Origin of the sequence: Streptomyces rishiriensis, from assembly GCF_030815485.1 — a bacterium.
Lineage (GTDB): Bacteria > Actinomycetota > Actinomycetes > Streptomycetales > Streptomycetaceae > Streptomyces > Streptomyces rishiriensis_A.
In genome coordinates, this window is record NZ_JAUSWV010000002.1 from 1,686,289 (window position 1) to 1,706,857 (window position 20,569).

At 71.5% G+C, this 20,569-nt stretch carries 20 protein-coding genes; 10 read left to right on the forward strand and 10 right to left on the reverse strand.

Annotated features, from left to right (window positions below):
- Window positions 1-7: 7 nt before the first annotated feature.
- Together QF030_RS09925 and QF030_RS09930 are read right to left on the reverse strand one after the other, a co-directional pair.
- Window positions 8-745 (reverse strand): methionine ABC transporter permease, encoded by a 738-nt coding sequence (locus QF030_RS09925; RefSeq protein ID WP_020128784.1) that lies wholly within the window; start codon window positions 743-745, stop codon window positions 8-10.
- On the reverse strand, window positions 742-1,803 hold the full coding sequence (locus QF030_RS09930; protein ID WP_307162284.1) for a methionine ABC transporter ATP-binding protein: 1,062 nt from the start codon (window positions 1,801-1,803) through the stop codon (window positions 742-744). Before QF030_RS09930 ends, QF030_RS09925 begins: the two co-directional genes overlap by 4 nt.
- 680 nt (window positions 1,804-2,483) lie before the next feature.
- On the opposite strand from QF030_RS09930, the gene QF030_RS09935 reads away from it, so the two are divergent.
- A complete protein-coding gene (locus QF030_RS09935) occupies window positions 2,484-2,843 on the forward strand; it encodes a hypothetical protein (RefSeq protein ID WP_307162285.1) in 360 nt (119 codons plus the stop codon).
- 1 nt (window position 2,844) lies between these two features.
- Window positions 2,845-3,261, forward strand: a complete 417-nt coding sequence (locus tag QF030_RS09940; RefSeq protein ID WP_307162286.1) for a hypothetical protein — start codon at window positions 2,845-2,847, stop codon at window positions 3,259-3,261.
- Here QF030_RS09940 and QF030_RS09945 read toward each other — a convergent pair.
- The 3 genes from QF030_RS09945 to QF030_RS09955 form a co-directional block, all read right to left on the reverse strand.
- On the reverse strand, window positions 3,251-3,748 hold the full coding sequence (locus QF030_RS09945) for a GNAT family N-acetyltransferase (protein WP_307167523.1): 498 nt from the start codon (window positions 3,746-3,748) through the stop codon (window positions 3,251-3,253). The genes QF030_RS09940 and QF030_RS09945 overlap by 11 nt on opposite strands.
- 45 nt (window positions 3,749-3,793) lie before the next feature.
- Window positions 3,794-4,300, reverse strand: coding sequence for an RNA polymerase sigma factor (locus QF030_RS09950; RefSeq protein WP_307162287.1), 507 nt, complete (start codon window positions 4,298-4,300; stop codon window positions 3,794-3,796).
- A 67-nt stretch (window positions 4,301-4,367) separates the two neighbouring features.
- Window positions 4,368-5,549: a glycerophosphodiester phosphodiesterase gene (locus tag QF030_RS09955; protein WP_307162288.1), complete on the reverse strand. Its 1,182-nt coding sequence runs from the start codon at window positions 5,547-5,549 to the stop codon at window positions 4,368-4,370.
- A gap of 312 nt (window positions 5,550-5,861) precedes the next feature.
- Between QF030_RS09955 and QF030_RS09960 the strand changes: the two genes are divergently transcribed.
- A complete protein-coding gene (locus tag QF030_RS09960) occupies window positions 5,862-6,533 on the forward strand; it encodes a lysophospholipid acyltransferase family protein (RefSeq protein ID WP_307167524.1) in 672 nt (223 codons plus the stop codon).
- A 275-nt stretch (window positions 6,534-6,808) separates the two neighbouring features.
- On the opposite strand, the gene QF030_RS09965 is transcribed toward QF030_RS09960, so the two are convergent.
- The 4 genes from QF030_RS09965 to argH all read right to left on the reverse strand — a co-directional run bounded on the left by QF030_RS09965 (window position 6,809) and on the right by argH (window position 11,802).
- Window positions 6,809-8,332 (reverse strand): MFS transporter, encoded by a 1,524-nt coding sequence (locus QF030_RS09965; protein ID WP_307162289.1) that lies wholly within the window; start codon window positions 8,330-8,332, stop codon window positions 6,809-6,811.
- Between the two features lie 219 nt (window positions 8,333-8,551).
- Entirely contained in the window at window positions 8,552-9,160 is a 609-nt protein-coding gene (locus QF030_RS09970; protein WP_307162290.1) for a TetR/AcrR family transcriptional regulator, read from the reverse strand.
- Window positions 9,161-9,238: 78 nt separating this feature from the next.
- Window positions 9,239-10,210, reverse strand: coding sequence for an aldo/keto reductase (locus QF030_RS09975; RefSeq protein ID WP_307162291.1), 972 nt, complete (start codon window positions 10,208-10,210; stop codon window positions 9,239-9,241).
- A 158-nt stretch (window positions 10,211-10,368) separates the two neighbouring features.
- A complete protein-coding gene (gene argH / locus QF030_RS09980; protein ID WP_307162292.1) occupies window positions 10,369-11,802 on the reverse strand; it encodes an argininosuccinate lyase in 1,434 nt (477 codons plus the stop codon).
- A gap of 211 nt (window positions 11,803-12,013) precedes the next feature.
- Here argH and QF030_RS09985 point away from each other — a divergent pair, with 211 nt between their 5' ends.
- From QF030_RS09985 to QF030_RS10015, 7 genes are all read left to right on the forward strand, one after another.
- A complete protein-coding gene (locus tag QF030_RS09985) occupies window positions 12,014-12,868 on the forward strand; it encodes a hypothetical protein (RefSeq protein WP_307162293.1) in 855 nt (284 codons plus the stop codon).
- 123 nt (window positions 12,869-12,991) lie between these two features.
- On the forward strand, window positions 12,992-13,573 hold the full coding sequence (locus QF030_RS09990; RefSeq protein WP_307162294.1) for a pyridoxamine 5'-phosphate oxidase family protein: 582 nt from the start codon (window positions 12,992-12,994) through the stop codon (window positions 13,571-13,573).
- Window positions 13,574-13,713: 140 nt separating this feature from the next.
- Entirely contained in the window at window positions 13,714-15,414 is a 1,701-nt protein-coding gene (locus tag QF030_RS09995) for a peroxidase family protein (protein WP_307162295.1), read from the forward strand.
- An 83-nt stretch (window positions 15,415-15,497) separates the two neighbouring features.
- Window positions 15,498-16,220, forward strand: coding sequence for a L,D-transpeptidase family protein (locus tag QF030_RS10000; protein ID WP_307162296.1), 723 nt, complete (start codon window positions 15,498-15,500; stop codon window positions 16,218-16,220).
- A 115-nt stretch (window positions 16,221-16,335) separates the two neighbouring features.
- Window positions 16,336-17,718 carry a ferredoxin reductase family protein gene (locus QF030_RS10005; RefSeq protein ID WP_307162297.1) on the forward strand — a complete coding sequence of 461 codons (1,383 nt, stop codon included), beginning with the start codon at window positions 16,336-16,338 and terminating at the stop codon, window positions 17,716-17,718.
- 56 nt (window positions 17,719-17,774) lie between these two features.
- The gene (locus QF030_RS10010) at window positions 17,775-18,860 is read left to right on the forward strand and encodes an FMN-binding protein (protein ID WP_307162298.1); all 1,086 of its coding nucleotides are present in this window, start codon (window positions 17,775-17,777) and stop codon (window positions 18,858-18,860) included.
- Between the two features lie 52 nt (window positions 18,861-18,912).
- The gene (locus QF030_RS10015; protein WP_307167525.1) at window positions 18,913-19,650 is read left to right on the forward strand and encodes an FAD:protein FMN transferase; all 738 of its coding nucleotides are present in this window, start codon (window positions 18,913-18,915) and stop codon (window positions 19,648-19,650) included.
- 359 nt (window positions 19,651-20,009) lie between these two features.
- On the opposite strand, the gene QF030_RS10020 is transcribed toward QF030_RS10015, so the two are convergent.
- The gene (locus QF030_RS10020; RefSeq protein WP_307162299.1) at window positions 20,010-20,555 is read right to left on the reverse strand and encodes an arginine repressor; all 546 of its coding nucleotides are present in this window, start codon (window positions 20,553-20,555) and stop codon (window positions 20,010-20,012) included.
- Window positions 20,556-20,569: the final 14 nt, after the last annotated feature.

Genomic DNA, 20,569 nt, shown 5'->3' on the forward strand with positions numbered 1-20,569 from the left:
AGTGGGCTCAGGCGACCTTGCTGATGTCCGCGGCGGCCGGCTCCTTGGCCTTCAGCAGGCGGAGCCTCGGCGCGGGGCCCGAGCTGCCGCCGCGGCGGTGCAGGGAGCGGGCCGCGTAGTCGCCGGCGAACTGGATGAGCGAGATGACGACGGCGAGGATCGCCACCGTGATCCACATCAGTTCCGTCTCGAAGCGCTGGTAGCCGTAGCGGATGGCGATGTCGCCCAGACCGCCGGCGCCGACGGTGCCTGCCATCGCGGAGTAGCCGATGAGGGCGACGATCGTGGTCGTGGTGCTCGCGATGAGCGAGGGCAGGGACTCCGGCACGAGGACCTTGCGCACGATCGTCCAGGTGTTGCCGCCCATCGCCTGCACGGCCTCGACGAGTCCACCGTCCACTTCCCGGACGGCCGTCTCGACCAGGCGCGCGAAGAACGGGATGGCCCCGATGGCGAGCGGCACGATCGCGGCCTCGCGGCCGATGGTCGTCCCGGTGATCGTGCGGGTGAAGTTCATCAGCGCGACCATGAGGATGATGAACGGCAGCGAGCGGGCGATGTTCACGACCTGCCCGATCACCTTGTTGGCGGCCAGGTTCTGCAGCAGGCCGCCCCGGTCGGTCAGGACCAGCAGGACGCCGAGCGGGAGACCGCCGACGACGGCGATGAGGGTGGACCAGCCGACCATGTAGAGGGTGTCCCAACACGCCTGGGACAGCAGGGGCTGCATCTCGGACCAGGTCACTTGGCACCGTCCTTCAGCAGCGCGGGCGCCAGGGCCGTGTCGGCCGTGTCGGCCGCGTTGTCGACGATGTCGATCTGGAGGCCCTGTTCACGCAGGAAGCCGATCGGCACGACGTTGTCCTCGTAGCGGCCGGGCAGCTCGATGCGCATGCGGCCGACCTGCAGCCCGCCGACGGTGTCGATGGCGGCGCCGAGGATCGAGATGTCGATGTTGTAGGTGCGCGACAGCTGGGAGATGACGGGCCGGGTGGCGGCCTCACCGTGGAAGGTGAGGTCGACGACGGTGCGGTCCTCGCCGGTGGCGTCGCCGCCGACCGGGAAGAGCGCGCCGGCCAGCTCGGAGCCGGGGGTCGCGAGCAGTTCGCCGACCGTGCCGGACTCGACGACCCGGCCGTTCTCCATCAGCGCGGCCGAGTCGCAGATCGACTTCACGACGTCCATCTCGTGGGTGATGAGCAGCACGGTCAGGCCCAGCTGCCGGTTCAGGTCGCGCAGCAGCTGGAGGATGGAGCGGGTGGTCTCCGGGTCGAGCGCGCTGGTGGCCTCGTCGGAGAGCAGCACCTTGGGGTCGCCGGCGAGCGCCCGGGCGATGCCGACGCGCTGCTTCTGGCCGCCGGAGAGCTGAGCCGGGAAGGACCTGGCCTTGTCGGCGAGACCGACCAGGTCGAGCAGCTCCAGCGCCTTGCGCGAACGTTCCTGCCCCGAGACGCCGAGGATCTCCAGGGGCAGCTCGACGTTGTCCTGCACGGTCCGCGAGGACAGCAGGTTGAAGTGCTGGAAGACCATGCCGATCCGGCTGCGCGCCTGTCGCAGCTCCTTGCCGGCCCGGGGGCCGCGCCCGGCGAGCGCGGTGAGGTCCTGCCCGGCGACGGTGACCGTACCGGCGGTGGGGCGCTCCAGCAGGTTGATGCAGCGGATGAGCGAGGACTTGCCGGCGCCGGACTGGCCGATGACGCCGTACACCTCGCCTTCGCGGACGTGGAGATCGACGCCGTCGAGGGCGGTGACCTCACGGCCGCGCGAGCGGTAGACCTTGGTCAGGCCCGTGGTGGTGATCACGTGGGTTTCCGTCACTGTCGAGTGCGCGGGCGTGGGTGGGCCCGGGCGCACGGGTGCAGGCTGTCAGGGACGCGACACGGTTCTCGGTGTGGCGGGGAACCGGGAGAAACATGTGCGCGGGGCGCGGCTTACGTCATGCACGGCGGACTTGCGGCGCACGGACATGCCACGGCGTCTCGCTTCGGGGCGCGAGCTCGGGGGTGGTGCGGGGGCCCTCTAGAAGGCGCACATTCGACACATACAACGAGCACCGGGCGTCATGGTCGCCTCGGTCGCAAGGGTGCGGCTGCTCGTAGTGGTCATGAGCATCAGTAAAGCAGACGTACGGTCCTGACCAAGACCCCGCTGTCCGCATGCCGGACAACCGTGGACGGTGTGCGGGTCCACCCCGGCCGGGTACGCGTACCCCCGACGCCCGGTCCGTGACCTGCGCCGACAAGGCGAACCGCCGTTCGCCGGGCGGCGGGCGCCGAGCGCGCGACCCTGATGGGCTGTGGCCAACGCCACGGTCCCCGGCCGGCCACCGGCCCGTCAGGGCAGGCGCGGGCGGCCCCGGCACGTGCCGGCCGGGGGCCGAGGGACGGGACCGGGGGCCGGGACGGGACCGGGGCCGCGGGCCATGGGGCCGGGGGCACGGGGCCGATCGCGGGACGCCTTACACGCCGTAATAAGGTCGCTGCATGCTTGATGCCCTGACGCTGGTGACCGGCGTCGCCGCGTTGCTGCTCGCCGCCTGGTGCGGCTGGGCCGCCTACCGTGACCAGCCGACGAAGGACTGGCATTTCATCGGGATGGCCGTGGTCTCCCTGCTGGCCGTGATCCAGCTGGTGGTCGGCATCGTCCAGCTGGCGCGGGGCGAGAAGCCGGAGCAGGGCACGACGATCTTCGTGGCGTATCTGCTGGGGGCGTTCGCGTGCGTTCCGGCGGCGGGGCTCATGTCACTGTCCGAGCGCACCCGCTGGGGTTCGGTGACCGCCGCCGCGGGCGCGGTGGTGCTCGCCGTGCTCGAGGTGCGGCTCTACGACATCTGGGGAGGCTGAGATGGCGTCGGTGGACGACAAGCCGGAGCGGCTCATCAGCGGGCCCGGCATCCTGCTGGTGTGGTTCTACGGCGTGATGGTGGTCGGGGCGGTGTCGCGGTCGGCGTACCAGATCGCGACCGAGTTCGACCGGGCGCCGCTGGCGTACGCGCTGTCGGCGGTGGCGGGCGTGGTGTACGGATTCATCACGTACTCGCTGGTGCGGGGCGGCGAGACCGCCCGCAGGGCGGCGCAGGTGTGCTGCGCCGCCGAGCTGGCGGGGGTGCTGATCGTCGGCACCTGGACCCTGGTCGAGCCGTCGGCCTTCCCGGACTCGACCGTGTGGTCGAAGTACGGGATGGGGTACGTGTTCATCCCCGTGCTGCTGCCGCTGTCCGCCCTGTACTGGCTACGGAAGTCCCGCGCCGCTACGCGGTAGCCGCGTACTCCCCCGCCTGCTTCTCCAGGACGATCATCGGTACCCCGTCCGTGCCCTGCGAGGTGCCGACCGTCTCGTAGCCGACCCGGCGGTAGAGGCGGAGATTGCCCTCGCTGCGGTGGCCGGTGAAGAGGCGGAACTTCTTGGCGCCGCGCTCCTCGGCCAGGGCCGCCTCGGCCGCGCGGAGCAGCCGCGCGCCGATGCCGTGACCCTGCAGACGCGGGTGGACGCAGAGCTTGCCGATGGCGGCGGCGCCGTCCTCGGTCAGGCTGCCCCGGACGGAGCCGACCACCTCGTCTCCCAGGCGGGCCACGAACACGCAGTCGGCGGCGAGTTCCTGCCGGACGGAGTCGAGGCTCTGGACGAGCGGGGCGATGCGGTAGTTGGCGTACAGCGCGGCTTCACTCTGGAAGCACAGGTACTGCAATCGGAAGATCTGCTCGGCATCCTGCTCGGTCGCCACCGAGATGGTCACGCTCATGCCCATGTGCGCACGCCCCTCGCTCACCTGATCGCCTGTGGTCCCTCACTCCTATCCCCGCACTTCGCGGGCCGCAACCTCCGGCGGCAGCAAACGACGCAGACATCCCAGACATCTGGAACGTTCCGGTCCGAGACTGCCCTGTGAGATACCCAACTCCCCCGCGATCTCGCGGTAGGTGAGGTCTCTCGGCGAGAGCAGTGCCTGGAGAAGGCGGGAGCAGCGGCCGGGCAGCCGGTGCACGGCCTCGCGCAGGGCGCGGTGCCGGGCAGCGGTGAGCGCGAGCTGCTCGGGGCCGCGATCGAGGTCGTCGGCCGGCTCGCTCGCGTACGGCTGCTCGCGGCGGTTCGTACGGCGGGCGCGGCGGACCTCGGCGCGGACGGCCCCGCGCAGCCAGCCCTGCGGGTCGGGCGGCGGGCCGTCGGTCGCGAGGTGCTCCAGCAGGCGGAGCCACACCGCCTGTTCCAGGTCACCGGGTTCGGTGCCGGTGGCATGGGCCTCGGCGGAGGCCTCCGCGGCGAGCAGCGGACGCAGGGTGGTGAGCAGATCGGGCGTCATATGCCACACGATGCGACCGCCCGGGCTGCTGGTTGCCCGGGCGGCCGACTGTCACCCCAACGGGGACTCAGCCGTTGACGAAGTCCGCGCGGGCCAGCAGTCCGGTGTCCGGGTTGTCCGTGAAGACGCCGTCGATACCGGTCGCGAAGTAGGTCCGGAACGCGCCGAGGGAATCACCGTAGGCGTCCGCGTCCGTGCCCTTGCGGAAGCTCGTGGGCAGGAAGGGGTTCTCGTTGCGCATGGTGTAGGGGTGCAGGACCAGACCGACCGCGTGGGCGTCCTTCACCAGGGTGGTCGGGGTGGTGAGGTCGCCGGCGGCGTCCTTGGGGATCACCAGGTCGAGGGTCGGGCCGATGCCCTGGGCGTAGCCCGCGATCTCCCTCAGGCCCGCCCGGGTGACCAGGTCGGCGACCGTGCGCGGGTCGCCCGCCTCGACGAAGTCCCAGGGACGCGAGGTCGCGCCGGACAGCAGCACCACGAGCGGGTTGTCGACCAGCTTGTTGAGGCGCTGGATGCTGCTCGGCTCGAAGGACTGCACGATGACCGGCGAGTTCTTCCTGTCCTTGCCGTACTTGTGCAGCAGCTTGGCGACCCGCTCCTCCAGACCCAGGCCAAGCCTGCGGAAGTAGGTGGGGTGCTTGGTCTCGGGGTAGATCCAGACCTGCTTGCCGCGCTTGCGGGTCTGCTCGTCCTGCCACCTCAGGACTTCCTCGAAGGTGGGGATCTCCCAGCGGCCGTCGTAGAGCGTGTTGTGCGGGCGGTTGGCCGGGATGCGCTCGACGGCGCGCAGGGTCTTCAGCTCGGCGAGGGTGAAGTCCTCGGTGAACCAGCCGGTCGTGGAGACGCCGTCGAGGATCTTCGTGGTCCTGCGGCCGGCGAACTCCGGATGGTCCGCGACGTCCGTGGTGCCGCCGATCTCCGGTTCGTGACGGCACACCAGGTGGCCGTCCCTGGTGGGCACGAGGTCCCCCGCCTCGACGATGTCCGCGCCCAGGTCCAGGGCGAGCTGGTACGAGCCGAAGGTGTGCTCCGGCCGGTAGCCGCTGGCGCCCCGGTGACCGATGATCGTCGGCACGGGCAGGCCGCTCAGGCCCTTGCCGGAACGGGACGAGTCGGCGGCTACGGCCGTGCCCGACAGGCCGAGGACCGTTCCGGTGGCGCCCAGCACGGAGGCGCCGAGAAACGCCCGCCGTCCTGTGCCGCCCACGCCCGCCTGCTGGTTCGGCTCCTGCGTGCCCTGCGTTGCCATGAGGGGTCTCCTGCCGTCGGCTCGTCCGTGCGGCCCGATCGTAGGGGTGTGGACATGACCATCGGGAGACCTCGGCCCCAACACGCGGGTGACGGCGGATGGCATGTGCCGTGCGGCCATCCGGCCGGATCCCGGCGGTAGTTCACTGCGTTCCGGGCAGATGACAAGCAGGCGACGATACCGCCGTCCAGGTAAACGTACGTCAACAGTGCGTAAGACCTGGGTGACCCGATGTGCGTCACCCCCGGCGCCGCGAGTATCGTCCTCACCTGCACAGACTCATACCGTTTTCCCTTGACATCGGAGGGCTCGTTGTCCCGCTTCGTGCTCATCAAGGCAGTACTCGGCCCGGTCATGCGCCTGATGTTCCGCCCCCGGGTCGAGGGCGCGGAGCACATCCCCGGCGACGGGCCCGTCATCCTGGCAGGCAACCACCTCACGTTCATCGACTCGATGATCCTGCCGCTCGTGTGCGACCGGCAGGTGTTCTTCATCGGCAAGGACGAGTACGTCACCGGCAAGAGCCTCAAGGGCCGGTTCATGGCCTGGTTCTTCATCGGGGTCGGCATGATCCCGGTGGACCGTGACGGCGGCCGCGGCGGTGTGGCGGCGCTGATGACCGGGCGGCGGGTGCTGGAGGAGGGGAAGGTCTTCGGCATCTACCCCGAGGGCACGCGGTCGCCCGACGGCCGGCTGTACCGGGGGCGGACGGGTATCGCCCGGCTGACGCTGATGACCGGGGCGCCGGTCGTGCCCTTCGCGATGATCGGCACGGACAAGTTGCAGCCCGGCGGGGCGGGGATGCCCCGGCCGGGGCGGGTCACCGTCCGGTTCGGCGAGGCGATGGAGTTCTCCCGGTACGACGGGATGGACCGGGACCGGTACGTGCTGCGGGCCGTGACGGACTCGGTGATGACCGAGGTCATGCGGTTGTCGGGGCAGGAGTACGTGGACATGTACGCCACCAAGGCGAAGGCGGCGTAAGCCTTCGGCGGTCGGCCGTTCTCAGGCGCGGGATGCGGGTGCGGTGCGCTGCGGGTCGTCGCGCGTGCCCCGCGTCCCCGAGGTTCGGGTGCGGGGGCGTTGTGGGTCGACGCGCACTTCCCCGCGCCCCTGAGGTTCCAGCGCGAGGTCCGGCGTGCCGCTGAAGTACGGGTGCAGGCGCGATGTGGGTCGTCGCCGGTTCCCCGCGCGCGCCCCTCTCGTGGGGCTCGTCCCGGAACGTGGCGATCCGCCACCGCGTCCCTGAGCGGAGACCTCTAGTCGGCGTTCTCCAGGCGCTGTCCCTTGAGCAGGAACCACGCCGCCACCGCTGTCGCCAGCAGGACCGCCGCGCCCACTCCGACCGCCACGCTCAGGCCGTCGACGAACGCCTCCCGGGCCGACGACAGCATTTTTTCGGCCGTGCTCGGCGACATGTGGCCCGCCGCCTCCACCGCGCCGCCCAGTGACTCGTGGGCGCCTTCCGGCGTACCCGCCGGGGCCGCGAAGCCGCGGTACACGCCCGTCACGATCGAGCCGAGTACGGCGATGCCGAGGGCCGCGCCGAGTTCGTACGCCGTCTCGGAGACCGCGGACGCCGCTCCCGCCTGTTCCTTGGGCACGGAGCCCAGGATGACGTCGGCGGTCACCGTGAAGGAGAAGCCCGCCCCCACGCCGACCACCAGCAGCGCGGCGCCCAGCAACGGGTAGCCGGTGGACCCGTCGATCGTCGTCAGGGCCGCCAGCGCGAGACCGATCGCGGCGAGACCGCCGGAGACCACCGCGCGTACCGAGAACCGGCGGGCCGCTCGGCCCGCGATCAGACCGGCCACCACCGCGCCGACGGCCGCGGGCAGTTCGGCCATACCGGCTTCGAACGGCCACCTGCCCTGGACGAGCTGCAGGTACTGGGAGAGGAAGAACACCAGGCCGGACAGGCCCAGGATGGTCAGCAGGTCGGCCAGGACCGCGCCGCCGAAGCCGCGGTTGCGGAAGAGCCGCATGTCCAGCAGCGGGGCCGGCAGGGTCAGCTGGCGGCGGACGAAGCCGTACAGCGCGGCCGCGCCCAGCAGGCCCGTCCCGAGCGCGATCCCGGTGACGCCGTGCGTGGCGGCCTCCTTGACGGCGTAGACGACACCGATCATGCCGACCAGGGACAGCAGCACGCTGGGCAGGTCCCAGGGGCCGGGGTTCGGGGTGCGGGATTCCGGGAGCGTCCGGATGCCGACGACGACCAGGACGACCATCACGGGCAGGTTGATCAGGAAGACCGAGCCCCACCAGAAGTGCTCGAGGAGGAAGCCGCCCACGATGGGGCCGACCGCGGTGCCAGCGGAAGCCGTCGCGCCCCAGATGCCGACCGCGAGGCTGCGCTCGCGCGGGTCGTGGAAGAGGTTGCGGATCAGGGCGAGGGTCGCGGGCATCAGGGTCGCGCCGGCGACACCGAGCAGGGCCCGGGCCGCGATCATCGTCTCCGGGGTCGTAGCGTAGGCGTTGAGGACCGATATCAGCCCGAACGCGGTGGCGCCCATGAGCAGGATCCGCTTGCGGCCGATGCGGTCGCCGAGGCTGCCCATCGAGACGAGCAGGCCGGCGATGACGAAGGAGTAGACGTCGCCGATCCAGAGGAGCTGGGTGCCGGAGGGCTCGAGGTCCTCGCTGATGTAGGGGGTCGCGAGACCGAGGACGGTCGCGTCGACGGCCACCAGCAGCACGGCGAGCACGAGGACGGAGAGCGCGAGCCAACGGTCCGGGCGCTTCACCGCCCCGGTCGTGGCCGCCGGCCGCAGGGTGCTGGTCATGATTCCTCTCTCTGTGGTGCGAGGTTCCGTGGTGCGGAGTCTGGTGGTCCGGATTCCGTGGCGCGGGCGCTGAGTCCCCTAGCGCGGGGGTCCGTGATGCGGGGTTCCCTGGCGCGGAGTTCCGGGGTACGGGATTCCGTGGTGCTGGGTTCCGTGGTGCGGGACCGGTCCGGGACTCCGCCAGCGGGTCCAGCGGTGCCGGGTAGGGGCTGGCGGTTGCTAGCGAGCCGGGCTGTGCGGCGGGATGTGCGGCGGCAGGCTCCGCGGTGCCGCCTCCTGCGGTGCGGGCGGCCTCAGCGCGCCGCCGAGCAGCAGCTCGACGATCATGTGCCGGAAGTCCTTGGGGGCGCCCTTGCCGCTCTGCACCATCCAGGCGCCGGAGGCCAGCAGGCCGAACAGCGCCTCGCTGAGCCAGGCAGGCGTGAGGTCGATGCGGAACTCGCCGCTCAGCTGGCCGCGCCGGAAGAGGTCCGAGACCCGCTCGTCGATCCGGGTCCAGCCCTGATGCTGCTCCTCGCCCTCGAACAACTGGTTCTCGGTGTAGAGGAAGGCGAGCAGGCCGGCGGCCGGTTCGATCTCCTGGACGAGCCGGTGTACGGCGTCGCGCGCGGGGCCCTCGTCGAGTCGTGCCGCGTCCAGCGCGGTCTCGCACTCCGCGATACCGAGGGCCTCCAGGGCCCGCACGAGCGCGTCCCGGCCGGCGAAGTGACGGTGCAGCGTGGCCCGGCTGATCCCGGCGGCCTTGGCGACCTCGTCCATCGTCGCCGTGGACTTGCGGGTCAGCAGGGCCGCGGCACCGCGCAGCACTTGTTCACGATCGACAGCCATGAGACAAGAATAGCCTAGATGAGACAGTGGTGTCTCATTCCGGGGCCGCGTGGGCTCAGAGCGGGCCGTCCGAGGGCCTCAGTGCCAGGGCAGGCCGGCGCGACGCTCCCAGTACGCACGCGGCTCCTCCGCCAGCCCGGCCAGCCGTTCCACCTGCTCGTCGTCGAGGTCCACGACCGCCGCGTGCAGGTTGGAGGCGAGCTGGGCGGCGGTCGCCGCGCCGGAGAGGACGACACCGGCCCAGGGCTGGCGCAGGATCAGCGCGAGGGCGACCGCGTCGCAGCCGAGCGACGTCTGTGCCGCGACGGCCTTCAGGGCGTCCGGCGCATGGGGCTGGGCGAGGCGTCCGTTGGCCATGCCCTCCTTCACGATCACCGTGAGCCCGGCGTCATGGGCCTCGGCGAGGGCGGGGCCGGCCGACGGCTCCAGCGCGTTGTACGTCGACTGGACGGTACGGAAGAGGGGTTCGCCGTCGACCGTCACGGCGAGGGCGGCGCGAATGGCGTCGGCCTGGGCCGGGCCGCTGGTGGAGAACCCGACGGTGAGGCCCTGCGTGGCGGCCTCGGCCAGCTTCGCGTGGAGTTCCTTGTCGGTGAGAGCGGGGCTGTCTGGGGTCACCGAGTGGATCTGGTAGAGATCGAGCCGGTCGCCGAGCAGTTCCGCCGTCTCGGCGCGCTGCCGTTCGTACGTCGCGAGCCCGTGGTCCTTGACCTCGTGCCGGTCCGCGTCCGTCGTCCAGTCGGCGGTGTAGGTGTAGCCCCACTTGCTGCCCACGACGATGTCGTCCGCGTCGGGCCTGGCCTTCAGCCAGTCGGCGAGGAACTCCTCCGAACGGCCGTAGGAGCGGGCCGCGTCGAAGTAGCGGACGCCCTGGGCGTAGGCGGCGTCGAGGAGTTCGTGGGTGCGCGCGCGCAGCGTCTCGACGCTGCGGTTCTCTCCGAGGTCGTGGTCCCGGCCGAGGTTGATGTAGCCGGGGCGGCCGACGGCGGCGAGGCCGAGTCCGAGGTGGCAGGTGGGGGTTGTCGCTGAGGCCAGTCGGGCGAAGGGCATCGCGGGCTCCGTTGGTCGACTCCGGTACGGCTTCGACCAACGTAACCCGCGACGAGCTCCCGCTCCCGCCGCGAGGCCCGGTTCGTCCGGACCTTCGGCGGGCGCGGGCGCGTCGCGGCTTGCCGCGCAGTCCTCCGCGCCCCGCAAGGGCGTTGCGCCTAGCGCTTGTCCTTGGCGGTCGCCCACGCGTGCTGAGCCGCCACGTCCGCCTTCACCTCGGCCAGTTGGACGGCGACCGCACTGGGCGCCGTGCCGCCGCGGGCGTCGCGGGAGGCGAGGGCGCCGGGAACGTTGAGCACCGAGCGCACCTCGGGGGTGAGGTGGGCGGAGATCTTCGCGAACTGTTCGTCGGTCAGTTCGTCCAGTTCCTTGCCGTCCGCCTCGGCGACCTTGACGCACTCGCCGGCCACCTCGTGCGCGACCCGGAACGGCACGCCCTGCTTGACCAGCCACTCCGCGATGTCGGTGGCGAGCGAGAACCCGGCCGGGGCCAGTTCCTCCATGCGCTCGCGGTGGACGGTGAGGGTGGCGACCATGCCGGTGAAGGCCGGGAGGAGGACCTCGAGCTGGTCGCAGGAGTCGAAGACCGGCTCCTTGTCCTCCTGCAGGTCACGGTTGTAAGCGAGCGGAAGAGCCTTGAGGGTCGCCATGAGACCGGTCAGGTTGCCGATCAGGCGGCCCGACTTGCCGCGCGCCAGCTCCGCGATGTCGGGGTTCTTCTTCTGCGGCATGATCGACGAGCCCGTGGAGAACGCGTCGTGCAGCGTCACGAAGGAGAACTCCTTCGTGTTCCAGATGATGATCTCCTCGGCGATCCGGGAGAGGTTCACGCCGATCATCGCGGTGATGAACGCGAATTCGGCGGCGAAGTCGCGCGACGCCGTGCCGTCGATGGAGTTGCCGACGCTGCCGTGCTCGAAGCCGAGGTCCTTCGCCACCGCCTCCGGGTCCAGGCCGAGGGAGGAACCCGCCAGGGCGCCGGAGCCGTACGGCGACACGGCGGTGCGCTCGTCCCACTGACGCAGGCGTTCCGCGTCCCGGGACAGCGACTGCGCATGCGCGAGGACATGGTGGGCGAAGAGCACCGGCTGAGCGTGCTGGAGGTGGGTCCGACCGGGCATCGCCACGTCCGGGTGGGCCTCCGCCAGGCCGATCAGGGCGTCCTGGAGCTCGGCGATCAGGCCGCCGACGATCCGGGCGTGGTCGCGCAGGTACATCCGGAAGAGCGTGGCGACCTGGTCGTTGCGGGAGCGGCCCGCGCGCAGTTTGCCGCCCAGGTCGGCGCCGAGGCGCTCCAGGAGGCCGCGCTCCAGGGCGGTGTGCACGTCCTCGTCCGCGACGGTGCCGACGAAGGAGCCGTCGGCGACGTCCGCCTCGAGCCGGTCGAGGCCCTCGACCATGCGGGCCAGCTCGTCCTCGGTGAGCAGCCCCGCCTTGTGCAGCACGCGCGCGTGGGCCCGCGAACCGGCGATGTCGTAGGGCGCCAGGCGCCAGTCGAAGTGGACGGAGGCGGACAGCTTCGCCAGGGCCTCGGCGGGACCGTCGGCGAAACGGCCGCCCCAGAGCCTTACGTCACCGCTGTTGCTGCTCACTGCGTTGCTCCTCACCACTGCACTCCACGATATGCATGAGTATGCAGTGCTCTGCATGAATCGTCAATTCGAGCCCGGACTGCCGCCCCGGATCGGGATCCCGGGAAGTTTTCGGCAGCGGTTTGAACGACAGCAACCGCTTACCCGTACTCACGACTGAACGCCGGCGCCGCGTCTGTACACCCACTCCTGACCCAAGTGAGGCATCCGCATGTCCAGGGCTCTTCCGAAGTACAACAAGCGTCGCGTGGTGGTCATCGGCGCGGCCGTCGCTCTGGCGCTGTCCGGCGCGGTCGTCGTCAACTCGGCCCTCGCCGGGGAGTCGTCCGAGAGCAACGGCTCCACCGACGCCAAGACGCTCGCCGCCCCCGGCACCATCGCGTGCCCGGACGTGGCCTCCCAGCTCCCCGAGATCCCGGCCTCGGCGCAGGCCGAGGTGGACCGCAACCTGGCCCTGCTCCAGACGCAGATCGCGGAGGCCAACAAGCGCCTGGTCGACACCGTGGGCCAGGGCGGCGCCAACTTCGTGCAGAACGCGATCCTCGGCCCGCTGGAGGGCAAGCGCGTGTCCACGATCGATCGCATCGCCATCTCGATCGGCCGCCAGGGCACCAAGCCGCAGGGCCTCGACGCGCTCGCGCCGTGCGCCCTCGACGCGGGCGGCGGCGCGGACACCGGTGAGGACGCCGCCGCGGGCGACGAGGCCGAGGTCACGCCCGGCGCGGACGACGGCGCGGCACAGACGGGCGACGACGCCGGCGACGCGGCCGGTGTGGGCACCATCAGCTGCCCGGACGTCGCCTCGCAGCTCCCGGCGATCCCCGCCTCCGCGCAGGCCGAGGTCGACCGCAACCTCGCGCTGCTCCAGACGCAGATCGACGAGGCCAACACCCGCCTGCAGAACACCGTCGGCCAGGGCGGGGCGAACTTCGTGCAGAACGCGATCCTCGGCCCGCTGGCGGACAAGCGCGTGTCCACGATCGACCGCATCGCCATCTCGATCGGCCGCAAGGGCACCAAGCCGCAGGGCCTCGACGCCCTGGCCGCCTGCACGTTGAACAAGTGACGTGACAGGCACGGTGGCCGCCCCGAGAAGCGCCGGCCGGGGCGGCCGCTGTGGCGTGTCCGCACCCCTGCGTTTTCCTGTCTCCTCGGACAGGCGTAAGGTTTTCCCGGATAATCGTTAGACATGGGAAAGACTTACGAGCGCATCGACGGAAGACTCCGTACGTTCATCGAGGAGCAGCCCCTCTTCTTCACCGCCACCGCCCCCCTGTCCGGGGACGGCACGGTGAACCTCTCCCCCAAGGGCCTCAAGGGCTCGTTCGCGGTTCTGGACGAGCACACCGTGGCCTATCTCGACTTCGCCGGCTCCAACGCGGAGACCATCGCCCACCTGCGGGAGAACGGCCGGATCACGTTGATGTGGTGCGCCTTCCAGGGGCCGCCGAACATCGTGCGGGTGCACGGCCGCGGCGAGCCGGTCTTCCGCGACGACCCCCGGTTCGGGGAGCTCCTCGCTCGTTTCCCGGACCTGGACCCGACCCCGCACGGGCTGCGCGCGATCATCGTCGTGCACGCCGAACTCGTGCGCGACACCTGCGGATACGCGGTGCCCTTCATGACGTACGACGAGGACCGCGAGCTGCACGCCCAGCGGTTCGCGCGGGAGGACGACGCGTCGCTCAGCGCGTACTTCGCGAAGAAGGACCACGTCGCCACGAGCATGGACGGACTGCCCGGACTGCCGTTGCCGCTGAGTCCCATTTGACGCACATATGCTGTCTGTACAGACAGTCAACCTGTGGGCGTCTTGGGGGATTTGACGGAATTCACCCTTCCGCCGCGCTCGTCCCCTAGCGTGGTTCACGCCCGCGCGTTCTCGCGCAGGCGTGAACACATGGGGGAAACATGTTCCGACCCGCACGCGAACCACAGAGCAAACGCCATGTCCGCTCCTCGTTCTACGTCGTCGGCGAGGGCATCCTCGCCGAGTCCCGGGACGGCGGTCCGGTAGCGCCACTGACCGCCTCCACCGTGGCGGACCTGCGCAAGTTCCGCTTCTCCCGGCTGGGCCCCACCGCCCGGCCGGCCCAGCAGCCGGACCACGACGACCGCGTGGAGCTGGCCAAGGCGATGACGGACCCCGAGCGCGACCACCCCGACCAGCCGGGGGTCCCGTCGGGGTTCACCTATCTCGGCCAGTTCGTGGACCACGACCTCACCCTGGACGCCACCGCGGTGCGCCTGGAGGACGAGATCACGGTGCGCCAGCTCCTTCAGGGCCGCTCTCCGGCACTCGACCTCGACTCGCTCTACGGCCTCGGGCCCGACCACCGCTTCGACCGCCGGTTCTACGAGGACGACGGTCTCCGGCTGAAGTCCGGCACGACCCAGGGCGTCCCGAACGACCCCTCCATCGTGGGCCGGCCCCTCACCGGATTCGACCTGCCCAGGCAGGGCTCGGGCTCCCTGCGATCCGAGCGGCGCCGGGCGCTGATCCCGGACCCGCGCAACGACGAGAACCTGGTCGTCGCCCAGGTCCACGCCGCCTTCATCCGGTTCCACAACCGGGTGGTGGCCGATCTGGTCGGCAAGGGCATGTCGAGCGCGGTGCTCTTCGAGTCGGCACGCGAGACGGTCGTCAAGCACTACCAGTGGATGCTGCGCCACGACTTCCTGCGCAGGATCGTCGACCCCGAGATCGTCGAGGACGTGTTCAGCAACGGCCGCCGGGTGTTCGAGCCCTCGCCGGGCGAGTACGACCTGCCGACCATGCCGATCGAGTTCTCCGTGGCCGCCTACCGGCTGGGGCACAGCATGGTCAGGGGGCGCTACAACTGGAACCGCGTCTTCGACCGGGGCCGGGGCACACTCGAGCTTCTGTTCCAGTTCAGCGGCACCAGCGGCACCCTGTCGCCGCCTCCCGCCGATCCGGCGGACCCGGAGTCGGGCGACTTCGAGCGTCTGCCCACCAACTGGATCGCCGACTTCCGGCGGCTGTTCGCCTTCCAGGAGGCGGTGCCGGAGCGGACCGACCTCCTCGTGCCGGAGGCGCAGTTCAACCTCGCCAAGCGGATCGACACCCTCCTGGTCGACCCGCTCGCCAACCTGCCGCTCGGCTCCTTCGGCGGGCGCGGCCGGCCGAAGCCCCCGGAAGCCGAGCTGAACCTCGCCTTCCGCAACCTCACCCGGGCGTCGATGCTGCGGCTCGCCACCGGACAGCAGATGGTCGAGCGCTTCATCGACCGCAAGGTCGACGTGGAACCGCTGACCGCGGCCGACCTCGCGCAGGACGGCGGTGCGCAGCTCTCCGCCGGGCTCGCGGAAAGGATCACCAGGCACACCCCGCTGTGGTTCTACATCCTGCGAGAGGCCGAGGTCCGGGGCGGCGGGAAGCTGACCGGCGTCGGCGGCCGCATCGTCGCCGAGGTGTTCCACCGGGCCATCGAGGGCAGTCGGCACTCCATCGTGCGCGACCCGTTCTGGCGTCCGTTCCTCAGCCCGGTCGAGGAGCGCAACTCCCAGGACGTCTTCGAGATGACGGACCTGCTGCTGTACGCCTTCGAGGGACGGGCGGACCAGCTCAACCCGCTGGGGCCGGTGACCTGAGCGACGGGTGCGGGAGGGCCGGCGCCCCGCACGGTCGGCCCACCCGGCCTGCCGGTGCCGCCACCCGCGCTTAGCGTCTGATCATGCGTCCTCGTGCCGTCACCACCGCACTCGTCCGCGCGTCCCTGGTCTGCGCGTTCCTCGGCCTGCTCGGCGCCGCGCCGGACACCGGGGCCGTCCCGCCGCTGCCCGCGCGGATGGCGGACACCGGCGGCGGCACCCAGCTGATCACCGCCGTGGCCCCGCGGGCCGGCGCCACCTCGGGCATGCTCACCTGGTGGGACCTGCGCGACGGCCGATGGGCGCGGGCCGGTTCCACACCGGCCCGGTTCGGCGCGAAGGGCCTGGTGGAGGGCGCCTCCCGCCGGCAGGGCACGAACACCACGCCGACGGGCCTGTACGGCCTCCCCTACGCGTTCGGCATCCGCCCGGCACCGCAAGGGACGTCGTACGCCTACCGCCCGGTGCGCGAGGACTCCTGGTGGTGCCAGGACAACGGGTCCCGGGCCTACAACCGCTGGACCGAGCCGCGTCCCGCGGACTGCCGCGCCGCCGAGTCCGAGCACCTGGTCGCGTACCGCACGCAGTACGCGTACGCGCTGGTCATCGGGTTCAACTACGACAAACCGGTGCGAGGCCGCGGCGCGGGGATCTTTCTGCACGTCAACGGACACGGGGCGACCGCCGGTTGCGTGTCGGTGCCGGCGGCTGCGATGCCGCGGCTGCTGGCGTGGGCCCGGCCCTGGAAGCGACCGCACATCGCGATCGGCACGCCGGACGGGCGGACGGCGATCACCCGGTACTGAGCCGCCCCGCGGCGATCGCCGGTGGTCGCGTCCGGTGACCGTCTCCCTGGAGGCTGAACACTCCGCGTCCGTGGCCCGTATCTGAGGGCCAAGGGTCCGTATCCACGGAGGAACAGTGACCACGACGATCGCCGGCGGCCGTGCCGCCCGCCGCCAGACGATGCGCCGCATCCGCCCGCGCCGCTCCCCGGCCGTCCCGTTGCTGCTCGCCGTATGGGCGGGCGCGGCGGGTGTGCTGTGGCTGTGGTGGGCCAATACGCCGAACATCGCGGACGACAACAGCAAGATCCTCAACGCGGGACGGATCACCGGGCTGCTCGCCGGGTACCTGATGGCGCTCGTGGTGCTCCAGATGGCCCGGGTGCCCGCGCTGGAGCGGCGGGTGGGCTCGGACCGGGTCGCACGCTGGCACGCGATGAGCGGCCGGTACACGCTCTGTCTGGTCTTCGCGCACGTGTTCCTGATCATGTGGGGGTACGCGCTGCAGGCCGGCAAGACGCTGGGGGACATCGTCCAGCAGACGATCGACTCCATCGACCAGCTGCCGGACATGGGCAAGGCGGCGATCGGCACCGGCCTGTTCCTGCTGATCGGGCTGGTGTCGATCGGACCCGTACGCCGCCGGATGCCGTACGACACCTGGTACCACATCCATCTGTTGACCTACGCGGCCGTGTTCCTGACGTTCTGGCACCAGATCACCACCGGCAACGACTTCGCGATCGAGCCGACCGCGAAGACCGTCTGGTACGCGCTGTACGGGTCGGTCACCGCGCTGGTCGTCTGGTACCGCGTCATCGTCCCGGTCCGGCTGAACCTGCGGCACCGGCTGCGCGTCGAGGCGGTCATCGAGGAGACGCCGGGCATCGTGTCGGTGCTGATCGGCGGGCGCAAACTGCACCGGATGGGCGCGGAGGCCGGGCAGTTCTTCCGCTGGCGGTTCCTGACGCCGGGGATGCGGTTCAGCTCCCACCCGTACTCGCTGTCGGCGGCGCCCCGCCCGGACCTCCTGCGGATCACCGTCAAGGCGATCGGCGACCACAGCGCGGCGCTGCGCGAGCTGCAGCCCGGCACGAGGGTGTGGGCCGAGGGTCCGTACGGTGCGATGACGGCGTCCCGGCGCAGCCGCGGCAAGGTGCTGCTGGTGGCCGGCGGGGTCGGCATCACCCCGATGCGGGCGCTGTTCGAGACGCTGCCGGGCGCGGCCGGTGACATCACGCTCCTCTACCGGGCCAACAGCACGCAGGACCTGGCGCTGTGGGACGAGCTGGCGAAGATCGCCGACGAGCGCGGGGCGCGGCTGATGTACGCCGTCAACAGTCCCGACGGGGAGCGCCCCGACATCTCGGCGGAATCCCTCCAGCGGAAGATCCCCGACATCGACAGCCACGACGTCTTCATGTGCGGACCCAACGGCTTCGCCCAAGGGGTGTACGAGGCGCTGCGCGGCGCCGGGGTTCCCGCCCGCCGCATCCACCACGAGTCGTTCGAGATGTGAGCGACCCGTACGCACGGGAACCTCGCCACCAACGGGAATCAGGAGTTCAGGAAGCGATGAGGAAGAGCCACCCTCTGCGGCGCGTCGTACTCGCCACCGCCGCCACCGTGTCCGGGATCGTGCTGTTGCTGTCGCTGAAGCCGTCGTCCGACCCGGGCGCAGCCCAGGCGGCGGGCGCGGGCGCGGCGGCGCAGGGAGCGGCGCAGGGCGGGTCCGGCGCGGTCGTGTCGGGGACGATGACCGGTGACGCGGCACAGACGCAGTACGGGGCCGTGCAGGTCCGGATCACCGTCGTCAACAACAAGATCACCAAGGCCGAGGCGGTGCAGGCGCCCAAGGGCGGCACCAGCGACCAGAAGACCGCGCTCGCCGTCCCCAGGCTGAACGCCGACGTGGTCGCCAAGCAGAGCCCGGACATCGACACGGTGTCGGGCGCCACGTACACCAGCGAGGGCTACAAGAAGTCCCTCCAGTCGGCGATCGACAAGGCGAACGCGAGCGCCGGGTCGGGGGCATCCCAGGGCTCCGGCAGCGCGCAGGCGTCCGGCACCTTCACCGGGGACGCGGCCCAGACCCAGTACGGCGCCGTCCAGGTCCGGATCACGGTCGCCGGCGGGAAGATCACCAAGGCGGAGGCCGTCCAGGCCCCCAAGGGCGGCACCAGCGACCAGAAGACCGCGCTCGCCGTCCCCAAGCTCAACGCGGCGGCGGTCGCGGCCGGCAGCGCCGACATCGACACCGTCTCCAGCGCCACCTACACGAGCGAGGGCTACAAGAAGTCCCTCCAGTCGGCGCTGGACCAGGCGAAGGCGACGGCCGGTTCGTCGTCCGGGTCCGGTGACGCGGGGGCCTCCTCGGGCGCCGCGCAGGCCAAGACCGTCACCGGCAGCGTCGCGCAGACGCAGTACGGCGCCGTCCAGGTCCGGATCACGGTCGCCGGCGGGAAGATCACCAAGGCGGAGGCCGTCCAGGCGCCCAAGGGCGGCACCAGCGACCAGAAGACGGCGCTCGCGATCCCGAAGCTGAACGCGGCGGCGGTCGCGGCCGGCAGCGCCGACATCGACACCGTCTCCAGCGCCACCTTCACCAGCGAGGGCTACAAGAAGTCCCTTCAGTCGGCGCTGGACCAGGCCGGTGGCTGACACCGTGACCGAGTCGGCGGCCCCCGCGGTGCTGCGTCACGCGGAAGAGGTCATGGGGACCGTCTTCTCCTTCGACGTGCGCGGCGGGGAGCCCGGGGCGGTGCGGGCGGCGCTGGAGGAGGCGATCGCCTCCCTGCACCGGGTGAACGAGGTGTTCAGCACCTACCGCGAGGACAGCCAGGTGTCCCGGCTGGTGCGCGGTGAGCTGACCGTCGCGGAGTGCCATCCGGACGTGGCCGAGGTGCTGGAACTGGGCGCCGAGGCGGAGCGGGTGAGCGACGGCTGGTTCAGCATGCGCTATCAGGGACGGCTCGACCCGACCGGCATCGTGAAGGGCTGGGCCGCCGAGCGCGCGGCCCGGCTGGTCGCGGCGGCGGGCGTGAGCGGGGTGAGCGTCAACGGCGGCGGGGACGTGCAGTTGCTCGGTGTCCCCGGACCCGAGCGGCCGTGGCGGGTCGGGGTGTCGGACCCGCTGCGCCCGGGAGGCCTCGCCGCGGTCGTCTCGGCGGCGGGAGCGGACGAACTGGCCGTCGCGACGTCCGGTACGGCGGAGCGGGGCGACCATATCGTGGATCCGCGAACGGGCCGCTCCGCGGTGACCGACCTGGTCGCCGTGACGGTGGTGGCCCCTCAGCTGACCTGGGCGGACTGCTGGGCGACAGCCGCGTTCGCGATGGGCTCGCGGGAGGCGCTGGGCTGGCTGGAGTCGCTGCCGGACGTGGAGGCCCTGCTGATCACGGCGGGCGACGAGGTGCGCTGCACGGGAGGCCTGGCCGGCCGGCTGGGCTGAGCCGTGGCCCGCCAGGGGGGCCGCGGGTCGCGGCGCCGACCGGCCCGGCTGAACTGTGACCCGCCGGGGTGGGCGCCGCGGATCCCGGTCCTGACCGGCGGCCGACTTCCCCAGATTCCGGCGCCGGCCGGCGGCCCGCTTGCGTGGATGCCGGTGCTGACCGGCGGCGCACTGCCCTGGGGTGGGAGCGCCCCGGGTGGTGCGGTTGGCCGCCCTTCACCAGGGCGGCCGGGCAGCCCGCGGGACAGCGGCTCGCAGGGGCGCGGGGCCGTGTCGGGATGCGGCTGCGCCGCGTGGCCACGACCCGCCCCGCTCACCCGCGATCGGCGACCGCCCGGAAGCAGCCCCTCGGCGACCGGTCAGTGCCCGTTCTGGGCGAGGCGCAGCAGATGGTCCGCCAGTGCCTGTCCGCCCGTCGGCTCCCTGCTGATCAGGAGCAACGTGTCGTCGCCCGCGATCGTCCCCAGGATGTCCTGCAGCTCGGCCTGGTCGATCGCCGAGGCGAGGAACTGGGCCGCACCCGGTGGGGTGCGCAGCACCACGAGGTTGGCGGACGCCTCCGCGGAGATCAGCAGCTCCTGCGACAGCCGCCGCATCCGCTCCTCCTTGGCCGACTCCCCCAGTGGCGCCCGGGGGGTCCGGAAGCCCCCCTCGCTGGGCACGGCGTAGATCAGGTCGCCTTCGTTGTTGCGGATCTTCACGGCGTTCAGCTCGTCCAGGTCCCGCGACAGCGTTGCCTGGGTGACGCTCAGCCCGTCGTCCGCCAGCAGCTTCGCCAGCTGGCTCTGCGACCGCACCGGTTGCCGGTTGAGGATGTCCACGATCCGGCGGTGACGCGCGGTGCGGGTCTGCGGCACGGCGGGCCCGCCCGCGCCGGGCTGCTCATGGTCCTGTGCCTGACTCATCGTCGTCTCATTCT